The following is a 10,227-nucleotide window of genomic DNA, read 5'->3' on the forward strand; positions in this document are numbered from 1 at the left end:
TTATTTTGAGTGGTAATTTGAGACAGGAGGGGAGTTGTGCATCGCGCAACTACCCCCTTCTGTGTGATGATCATTTTTATTTACTTGGGCATGAAATGGTAGAGGAAAAATTGCCGAGCGCGCATCTCAGCTCAATACCAATCGGAATTTCAAACTAAACTGTCTAGTTTGCACTTCATGACAACTTAGCCAGATCTACCCCATATAGAGAGCTTGCAAGGACAGTTTTAGGATTTTTTTCAATAACAAAACGTTGACACACTCACAGATATTCCATGCAAAAATAACTTTTTCAACTCAAGGTAATCTAATGAACAAGTTTACAAAATTCTAGTAATGACCATCAGTTATTTTACAGCGGTCAAGCCTGATGCCAAGTTCCTAGACACAGCTTGGATAGTTATGGTTCTGATTGAAAAAGTAGAACAATTGTGTGGGAAGAAGCCTGAGAAGCGATCGCTAAATTATAACTAAAAAGGCGCACTATAACTTTTATCTACACCATTGAAGGGATACCAAAGGTATCCCTTCAATGGTGTAGCTATAGTTTATCTCATGAAAATAGTTCCAGTGCTAAATTTTGCTGATAGCACGGCTTTCAAATTGGAATTATGTGATAATCAACGGCCGTTTATATGCTCAAGCATAAACTTGACACTGCTTATATGTCAAGGCTGAATAACAAAAAGCGCTTTCAGCGATTTAGAGCGATCGCTCTTGCAAGGACAGTTTTAGGATTTTTTTCAATAACAAAACGTTGACACACTCACAGAGATTCCATGCAGCCAATAACTTGTTCAACTCAAGGTAATCTAATGAACAAGTTTATATTACTGATTCTAGTAATAACCATCAGTTATTTTACAGCGGTCAAGCCTGATGCCAAGTTCCTAGACACAGCTTGGAGAGTTATGGTTCTGATTGAAAAAGTAGAACAATTGTGTGGGAAGAAGCCTGAGAAGGAAAAGTCAAGGAAACGTGAAAAGATAGCTAAGGATAAAAAACCAAATAAAAAATAGCTGCTAGTAGTCAACGTTATCCGATTATAAATCGAGATAACGTTGATGCCTATTTCTGGATATCCCAAAAGATTGAATAGGTTTGCAAGTAATTAGCCAATGTACAACTTTAAAATTCTGTACTTGGATCTTATTGACTTAATTGTTGCTGAAACTCAGAAATTGAACCTGTAATACTAGCCTGTTTCAACAACTGCTTAAGTCTGTCAAGCTCATAAATTTTCTTCAGTTGCTCAATCAATTCAGAGGGACGTTATTAAATCTAGCTTCTAGAACTTCAGCGATAGACTCCTGTAGAGCCTGGGTCAAGAAAATCATAGCCTCGTCCCCAGTCAATTTCTGCTTGAATCTCTGGAAAAAAGAATGCAACAAACGCCTCAAAATATTGTTCTACACCTTCCTTCCAAGCACCATCATAGTCGGCTCGTACTTCACTCACAGGTTATTTCAGTTCAAAATATCAAAAAGATCATAACCTCTTTTTTGATCGGCAACCTATGTTGTTGTGGAACTGGATTAGCTCGTTTTACACAAAGTGTTGATCCAAAAAAACTTTTGCTTTTTCAAACTGAGGCAGAAGAAGATAGCATTCCTGCTTATTTGACGCATCTGAGCATTTCGATGCTCTTATTCCTGATGTCGCCTGTGTTGGATCTATGGCGTATTATTGACATACAAACTCTGTAAGTTAGTTTATTTGAAACTTACAAACTTACAGAGTTTAGAACTTACAGACTAGTTAAGTTACGGAGTCAGAATGTGCATATTATTGCTATTGTGAACGGAAAAGGAGGGTCAGCTAAGACGACAACTAGCGTCAATTTAGCAGCCATCCTTGCTGAGAAATCAAAAGTATTGTTGGTAGATGCAGATCCTCAAGGCTCTGCTACTTGGTGGGCAGAACGCAATGAGCGAGATTTTGAACTAGCTAAGGAAACAGATACCAATGAGTTGTTAAACCTTAAAAAAGTAAAAGGCTTTGACTTTATTATCGTGGATACTCCCCCGGCACTCCACTTTGATGCGCTGAAAATTACTATTGATGCGGCTGATTTTGTTGTGCTGCCATCTCCGCCAGCCCCAATGGATCTTCAGGCGCTAATTGAAACCGTACAAGCATCAATAATGCCAGCAAAAGTTAAGTTTCGAGTTTTATTAACCCGTGTTGATCCTCGTAGTTTGGGTAAAGCACTTGATGCTCAACAAGCACTTATGCAAGGAGGTATACCTGCATTTAACGGTTTTGTCAGGGCTTATGCTGTTCATGAACAAGCTGCTCTTGATGGTATACCAATCACTCAAGTTCGCGGAAAAGTAGCTCGTGAAGCCGAAGGTGATTATCGGCGTGTTGCTGATGAGCTTTTAAGAGAGGTGAATACTCATGGCTAAAGCACGTCGTCGTTTATCTGATCTTGTCCACGAAGAAACGCAAAAAGCCAGAGTTACAGACTTAGCGACTTCGGAAGTTACAAACTCAGAAAACTTACCTAATACTTCGGCTATTACAGACTTACAAACTTCGGAAGCTACGGAGTCTGTAAGTCTACCCGAAGCTTTAGGTCAAGTACATACAGTAGAAGTTACAGAGCAACAGACTAACAAAATTACAGACTTACAAACTTCGGAAGCTACGGAGTCTGTAAGTCTATCCGAAGCCTTAGGTCAAGTACATACAGTAGAAGTTACAGAGCAACAGACTAACAAAATTACAGACTTACAGAGTAACGAACTACCGAAGTATTTAAAGTTAGAACGCAAGGAAGCACGATTGAGACAAGAGCAAATCGATGCTCTTACCGAACTCACCCGAAAATTAAACAGAATGAAACGAGTTAAAGGAGGTGAGAGGCTTACAGACAATACTTTGATACGTGTTGCTGTAGATTTACTGTTGAGTAAAGCTTCGGAGCTTCAAGGAACTACAGAGGAGGAGTTACGAAGTTCATTAGGTCTGTAAGTTACGGACTTTGTAGACACTAACCCGCCGTCTTCAAGGGGCGACAATCGCAAACCCCGCCAGCTAAAGATTTAGAAGGCACAGACCCCTTGAAAAAAGGGTAGTGCTTATTGGGGGTCATGACGAAATACGTATTTCGTCATACCCCCTATTGAGAATAAACTATTGATATGAGATCTAACCAAAAAATTGCAAGATGACCAAAAAGTATTGAATTAATGCTGGAAATAGCAGCTTTTGACTCGCAATTGATAAATTATTAAAACCAGATAATTCATGGGTTTTAAGAGCATTGAATTAAACGCTTTTTTTGAAATATTCACATTGCTCTGTATCTTTTAAATTAGTAATTTTCTATCACAAGATTTGGATTCATCTGAGCTAGATTTGTTACTAGATTATCTGGAATAATATTTGGTGGTGGTGGAGTCGTTAACCTACACCAACTAGCAGCATCTACTGATAAGTTAATGCAATCTGGCCCCAGAGCAACTCTATAAACTTGCTTTTTATATTTAGCTTCTATGTCTTGTCTAACTCGAAATAAAATATCATCGGGAATTTCAAATTTAACCAAATGTTTAATCCAACCACTTCTATCAGATATATCTACATATCCAGCTCCAAAGGGTGTTTTGGGAATTTTAGGCTTGAATCCACGCCAATGTCTTTCTCCCCAATACTCAAATAAGCACGCAGAATGAGGAAAACCAGTTTCACTAATCACAGTTAAGTATCCCATAAGCATATTTATTTATAAAAATTAAAAGAACTCTGTAAATTAAATTATCCACATCAATTCTGAATTTCAGACAGATGTATAGAACTGGTTCACTAAAGTCTAAAACTCAGATTACCCCTAACCCTCTACAAAAGAGGAACGTCTAAAGTAGTTTAAAAAGTGGGTAGGGGGCATCTGACGCATAGGTTATGATGTGTTAAGCCACAGGTACTAACTCTGTACAGCCTTCAAAATCTTCATCATCCACTTCAATATCGTGGAAAACTACAAATTCATGCGTATAGTAGGCTACTGCTGCATTTAATAAACCATTGATTAACCATCTATTGATAGATGCGCCTAACGCAATCCCTACAAAAGGTATAATAACTTCAGCACTCGTAACACCGATTCTTTGTCCTAATTTTGCTAAAAATTTAAAATTTACCTTTGTGGCAATTTTACCTCCGATTTTAGTGTTTATCTTGGCAGATGCTTTGGTAAGAACTTTACCACCAACCTTAGTTGCAATTTTGCTACTAGTCTTGTTGCCTGCTTTGGTAATAACTTTACTACCAACTTTGGTTACAATTTTGCCACTAATTTTACTCCCGACTTTGCTACCTGTTTTGGTCACAACTTTACTACCAACTTTAGTTGCAGTCTTGTCTATGAACTTAGCGGTACTTACTCCAGTAGTTACTCCAGCTGCAATTTTGATTTTTTCTAGAACAAAATCATCCATGATTGACTTTGTTGTGGAAGTTTGAACTGCAATTTGTCCTTCATTAACAGAATGAACAGGTTCAGCGATACCTGACCAAATAGCCAAAATTAAAGTTGCGTCAGTTTCGTAGTCTACATCCTTATTAAGGATATGTCCTACACCAAAACATCCGCGTATTCCTACCCGCGCACACCACATTAAGTCCATAGACAGTGCAGCTAGACCCAAAAGACCTGGCAATCCTCCAGAAATAGCACCTACAGCTGTAGCTGAATTTAAACGATTGTTTGTCCAACTTAGCAAATTGTATTTTTTGGCTTTTTGCTTGAGTTTTTCCTGTTCTTCAAGAGTTGAAACTTCTGCAATTGGGAGTAAATTTTGTACTAACTGGTCTTCCATAATGAAGCTTGATTAATAAAGTAAAAATCAAGATATAGGATATATGGGGTTCACTTCGGCTCACTACTGTTCATATTTTTTAAATAAATTATTTTCTTTTTTAAAAGAAATTTATAATCTTAAGCTCAAGTTACTAAGTTATGCAGTATGCCACAGGATACTCTCAGGCTCTCTATTTCAGGGAAAAACTTAGTTGATCTAGCTAGAACCAAAAAGCGTTGGAGTAAGGACGCACAGGTGTGGGCTGATACAGCAAGAACTACAGTAGCTACACTGAAGCGTTTTTGGCAACAGAAATCAATTCGCAGAGTAGCTTTCCAGGGAATTTGTAGTGCGGTTGGAGTTGAATGGGAAGATGTTTGCGATCGCTCAAACCAACTCCGGCAAGATTGGGGAGAAGCACCTGATATCTCGACTTTCTACGGACGCACTAATGAACTAGCAACTCTCGAACAATGGATTACCAGCGATAAATGTCGCTTAGTAGCACTACTAGGTATGGGTGGAATTGGAAAAACAACCCTAGCCGTAAAGCTGGCACAAAAGATTCAGCATCAATTTGATTACGTCATTTGGCGGAGCCTACGCGAAGCTCCATTACTCAAAAATATTCTTGCTGATTTGATAAGAATTTTATCAAATCAGCAAGATATAAATTTACCGGACTCTACATCTGAAAAAATAACTAAGCTGATCTATTATTTATGCTCCTCACGTTGTTTACTGATACTTGATAATGTTGAGTCAATTTTTAAGAGTGGAGCTTATACTGGGCAATACTTAGAAGGATATGAAGATTATGGTGATTTATACAAACGAGTAGGGGAATCAAGCCACCAAAGTTGCTTAGTTCTGACAAGTCGAGAACAGCCCAAGGAAATTACCCTTTTAGGAAGAACAAACCAAAATGTTCAGGTATATCCCTTATCAGGTTTAGATATAGCAGAAGCCAAGCAATTTTTTACACACGAAAAATTATCACTTTCTGCCTCAGAATATGAATGGAGATTAATAATTGAATCCTATTCTGGTAATCCTCTAGCGTTAATTTTTGTAGTAGCGACACTTCAGGATGGATTTATTAATATTTATCAATTTATAGAACAATATTTGCGGCAAGGAGCTTTGTTTGATGATGTTCGTGAGCTTATAAATAAGCAGTTTAACCGTTTATCATTATTAGAGAAAGAAATTATGTACTGGCTGGCTATTCACCGGGAGCCAGTTAAAGATTTAGAACTGCGAAAAGATATTTTTTCATCTGTTTTAGATGTAGAATTATTTAATATTTTAGCATCTCTCAAGCGGCGATCACTAATTGAACGTCACCAAACAGGCTTCACTTTACAAAACGTAGTCATGGAGTACGTGACTGAGAAATTAGTAAAAAGCGTTGCAGAAGAATTTAAGAATGCAAAACTTGACTTACTTCAAAGTCATGCTCTAATTAAAGCTACTGCCAAAAATTATGTTAGGGAAACGCAAGAACGACTGATTATTAAACCATTAAGTGAGATATTATTTGATAATTTCAGCAGTAAACAACGTATTGAGCAGGTGAGCCAGCAAATTATATTAATGCTACAGAAATATCCACTAACATTAGGCTACAGTGCGGGAAATATTATCAATTTGCTTTGCTACTTGAATAAAAATAATTTAAGCAATTACGATTTTTCTAATTTAGATATACGTCAAGCTTACTTAAAAGGAACAAATTTACATAATATTGATTTTTCTTACTCCCAATTAACTGGTTCAGTTTTCACTGAAACTTTTAGCAGCGTTCTTTGTGTAGCAATAAGTCCAGATCGTAATTACCTAGCTACAAGCGATGCTAATGGGGAAATTCGCTTGTGGCAATTTACAAGTAGCCAACTTCAACTAAACTTTGTTTGTAAAGAACATAGTAGAAGAGTATATTCCCTTGCTTTTAGTCCTGATAGTCAAACTTTAGCCAGTGCTAGTGAGGACAAAACCGTAAAAATCTGGAAAGTTAATGCTGGCAGATGTTTACGTACATTTCAAGGACACACAGACCGAGTTTGGTCAGTTGCTTTTAATCCTGATGGAAAAACTTTAGCTAGTGGTGATGAACAAGGAATAATAAATATCTGGAATATCCTTAATGATAACCCTCTACAAACTTGGCAGGGGCATCAAGGTTGGGTAACAGCAGTTACTTTTAGCACTGATGGTAAAACTCTAGTAACTGGCAGTATGGATCAAATGGTAAGCATTTGGAATTACCACACTGGTGAATGTGTAAATTCTTGGCAAGCACATAATGGTTATTTATGGTCAATTGCTTTAAGTCCTAATGGGGAAACTTTAGCCACTGGCAGTGAAGACAAAACCGTAAAAATCTGGGAAGTTAGCACTGGTGAATGTCTATATACATTCCAAGGACATACAGACAGAGTTTGGCGAGTTGCTATTAGTCCAAATGGGAAAATGTTAGCGAGTGGTAGTGAAGATTCAACAGTTAGGATTTGGGATATTGATACTGGCGAATGTTTACATACTTTGTTGGACGATACCATGCAACAATATCTCAATAAGATATGGTCAGTTGCTTTCAGCCCTGATAATCAAACTTTAGCCAGTGGTAGTGAAAATCATCAAGTAAAAATATGGGATACTCATAATGGTAAATGCCTTAACACTTTACAGGGATATACTAACTGGGTATTGTCAGTTGCTTTCAGCCCTGATGGTCAAACTTTAGCTAGTGGACATGAAGATAAAACTGTGAAAATCTGGAGACTATCTAATAGGAATTTAGTCAAGATTTTGCAAGGACATAGCAATTGGGTACAATCAGTTACTTTCAGCCCAGATGGTACAAAATTAGCTAGTGGTAGTGAAGATAAAACTGTAAGAATTTGGGATGTTGAAACCGGTCAATGCCTCAAGATATTAACTGGACATACTAACTGGGTGCGTTCAGTTGCTTTCAGCCCGGATGGTACAAAATTAGCCAGTGGCAGTGAAGACAAAACTGTGAGAATTTGGGATGTTGCAAATGGTCAATGTCTTAAGATATTAACTGGACATACCAATAGAGTTTGGTCAGTAGCCTTTAGTCCAGATAATGAGACTTTAGCAAGTGTTGGTGAAGATAAAACTCTAAAAATATGGAATATTTATAATGATAACGATACTGTTAACGATACTTTAGAGGGACATGAAAAGAGAGTCTGGTCAGTAAACTTTAGTCCGAATGGGAAATTTTTAGTTAGTGGCAGTGATGACAAAACTGTGAGAATTTGGGATGTTGATAAACTGGAATTATTAAAGGTATTAGAAGGACATAATAACTGGGTACAATCAGTTAATTTCAGTCCTAATAGTGAACTTTTAGCAAGTAGTAGTGAAGATAAAACTGTGAGAATATGGAATATTAAAAGTGGTGAATGCTTGCACACGTTGACAGGACATAGTAATAGTGTACGCTCCATAGCTTTTAATCCTACAAGTGAGATCGTCGTTAGTGGTAGTCAAGATGAAACGATAAAGCTTTGGGATGTTCAGACTGGCGAGTGCATCGAAACATTGTATTCTCCTCGACCCTATGAAGGTATGAATATTATTGGTGTTAAAGGTTTAAGTGAAATTCAAAAATGTAGCCTGAAATCTCTTGGTGCTGTGGAGAAATAAAGTCATTAAACTCGATACTTCACCAAAAAAAGAGGATGTATAGCGAAAAAGGTGCGTTGTTGGTATTGAGCCTCAAGAGCTTCCCCATCTTCTTCAATCCCGACCGCGCAACTAGGATGCCCAGTATTGGCTCCCGAATTCCTTACAAATTAAGCCTTTTAGCAAACTCATCAAATTTTTTCTTACTTCTATTTCTTACTTTTCCCAAATTCATCAGTAAATAGCCCATAAATTCTAAACACCATTGATTCAAATCTATATTTAAGCTGAGTCATTCAGTTTATAAAATAATTAAACTTGCTTAATCTATTTTGGTTAAATCATCAAACGTTGCTATCGTTTATAACAAACTTAGCAGTTATGACATGGTGCGATCGCTTCCAGTAATGACCACTGATTTTTGAAAAGGAGTGGCTAGGACGGCGTAAACTGAAAACTAAAATCCTTTCAATAATTGTTACAAAATAAATGTATAAGTTATTCTACATATTTCGATATCAGCCCTAAAGGGTATGTGAAAACTAATAGCCTCTCCAGCGATTAAAAGCTAATTTTATTCCTGTGCTTACGGAATAACCAATAATTAAAAATATAAATAAATTATTGAAGTTATTGGAAATAGCAGGTGCAAAGTAAGTGATTTTAGAGACTACGGACACAAACAGTACTACTAAAATTATTGCAAAGAAAAACGCCTCCTTACTCCATGCAGCAAACACACCTAAACAAAGTGCTGCGAACAAGTAAATCGTATTTATAACACTGGAAATATCTAATAAAGGCTGCAAAATGCTTGAAAGAGAAGTCATGATTTGATTGTTGTTAAATTTTGAGTGTATTAGTACATTATCTACAAGTATAAAAAATTGGCAAGCATCCAGAAAAACAAGGAGGCTATAGCAACGGTAGAAGAAAAAATTAATAATTTATTAGTAGACCGTATTCCCTGCAAACGGAAGCTGTAAATTACAGGAGATACTGGTAAGTCCATTTCTGAGCTAGAAAAATTCATCAAATTTATTGTCAACTGTTGTGTATCGATACTACTGAGTGCTAACTCAGTAGTGTTTGTGCAACCCTACATATAAATATTGCCCGAAATCAAGCCCAAAGTAGCCACCAATGTTCACTTCAAAATTGATATCACGAGCTTGATAGCAACAATTTACCAAACGAGATTCTATAAGCAAGTACAGACAATTTTGATAGCAATATTGCTATCAACAATTTTCATCCCTACCTCTAATCAACACACCCTGGAACACCCCAAATCCCAAAAGATGGATAGTGGTGTTCGTCGGGTAACACCCTATTCATGTACCGTCAGATCACGTACTTCCTCGTCAACCCTTACACTTTTATCGCAGAAAATTTCTCTCTATCACCCTCCTTGACTGTAAATCATCTGACAAATACTTGCCAAACCCCTCCCCCACCGTGTCACGAGATAGTGCGACAATATCTGTTTTCACACTACTTATAAGAAAAAACACTCCTGTTCAACTAAGATATAGCTTGAGTGTTCAACTTCCCAATCTCTGCTGCGCTATGACATCGATCCATCCCGAAAACCTTAGCGTTCTCGAAAACTCACTGGCGTTGGCGATCGGTGAAGACTTTTCTTTAGAAAATGACCCTGATGTTATTCAACAGTTGATTGGTGATAAGGGGTACAGCCGGGATACGTGCAAAATGGGACATGTTGTAAAGTTTTGTAAAGAAATCAGGTTGAAAGCATTGATTT

At 37.3% G+C, this 10,227-nt stretch carries 8 protein-coding genes and 2 pseudogenes; 6 read left to right on the forward strand and 4 right to left on the reverse strand.

The window, feature by feature from the left end; genetic code table 11:
* Positions 1-336 precede the first annotated feature (336 nt).
* Both GNE10_RS01070 and GNE10_RS35325 read left to right on the forward strand, forming a co-directional pair.
* Positions 337-474, forward strand: coding sequence for a hypothetical protein (locus tag GNE10_RS01070; RefSeq protein WP_185563266.1), 138 nt, complete (start codon positions 337-339; stop codon positions 472-474).
* A gap of 341 nt (positions 475-815) precedes the next feature.
* Positions 816-1,019: a hypothetical protein gene (locus tag GNE10_RS35325; protein WP_221642689.1), complete on the forward strand. Its 204-nt coding sequence runs from the start codon at positions 816-818 to the stop codon at positions 1,017-1,019.
* Positions 1,020-1,323: 304 nt separating this feature from the next.
* Here GNE10_RS35325 and GNE10_RS01075 read toward each other — a convergent pair.
* Positions 1,324-1,458 (reverse strand): annotated as a pseudogene (locus tag GNE10_RS01075) (transposase); the annotation flags it as partial.
* A gap of 320 nt (positions 1,459-1,778) precedes the next feature.
* On the opposite strand from GNE10_RS01075, the gene GNE10_RS01080 reads away from it, so the two are divergent.
* A complete protein-coding gene (locus GNE10_RS01080) occupies positions 1,779-2,408 on the forward strand; it encodes a ParA family protein (RefSeq protein WP_185563267.1) in 630 nt (209 codons plus the stop codon).
* Positions 2,401-2,976: a hypothetical protein gene (locus GNE10_RS01085; protein ID WP_185563268.1), complete on the forward strand. Its 576-nt coding sequence runs from the start codon at positions 2,401-2,403 to the stop codon at positions 2,974-2,976. The genes GNE10_RS01080 and GNE10_RS01085 overlap by 8 nt, the downstream gene beginning before the upstream one ends.
* A 343-nt stretch (positions 2,977-3,319) precedes the next feature.
* Here the strand turns inward: GNE10_RS01085 and GNE10_RS01090 are convergent, their stop codons facing one another.
* On the reverse strand, positions 3,320-3,718 hold the full coding sequence (locus GNE10_RS01090; protein ID WP_185563269.1) for a hypothetical protein: 399 nt from the start codon (positions 3,716-3,718) through the stop codon (positions 3,320-3,322).
* Between the two features lie 196 nt (positions 3,719-3,914).
* A complete protein-coding gene (locus GNE10_RS01095; protein WP_185563270.1) occupies positions 3,915-4,823 on the reverse strand; it encodes a hypothetical protein in 909 nt (302 codons plus the stop codon).
* Positions 4,824-4,970: 147 nt separating this feature from the next.
* Here GNE10_RS01095 and GNE10_RS01100 point away from each other — a divergent pair, with 147 nt between their 5' ends.
* Positions 4,971-8,483 (forward strand): NB-ARC domain-containing protein, encoded by a 3,513-nt coding sequence (locus tag GNE10_RS01100; protein WP_185563271.1) that lies wholly within the window; start codon positions 4,971-4,973, stop codon positions 8,481-8,483.
* A gap of 521 nt (positions 8,484-9,004) precedes the next feature.
* Here GNE10_RS01100 and GNE10_RS01105 read toward each other — a convergent pair.
* Positions 9,005-9,292 carry a hypothetical protein gene (locus GNE10_RS01105; protein WP_185563272.1) on the reverse strand — a complete coding sequence of 96 codons (288 nt, stop codon included), beginning with the start codon at positions 9,290-9,292 and terminating at the stop codon, positions 9,005-9,007.
* Between the two features lie 739 nt (positions 9,293-10,031).
* Here GNE10_RS01105 and GNE10_RS35680 point away from each other — a divergent pair.
* A pseudogene (locus GNE10_RS35680) lies at positions 10,032-10,227 on the forward strand (hypothetical protein); the annotation flags it as partial.

Source organism: Nostoc sp. 2RC (genome assembly GCF_014222165.1).
Taxonomy (GTDB): Bacteria; Cyanobacteriota; Cyanobacteriia; order Cyanobacteriales; family Nostocaceae; genus Nostoc; species Nostoc linckia.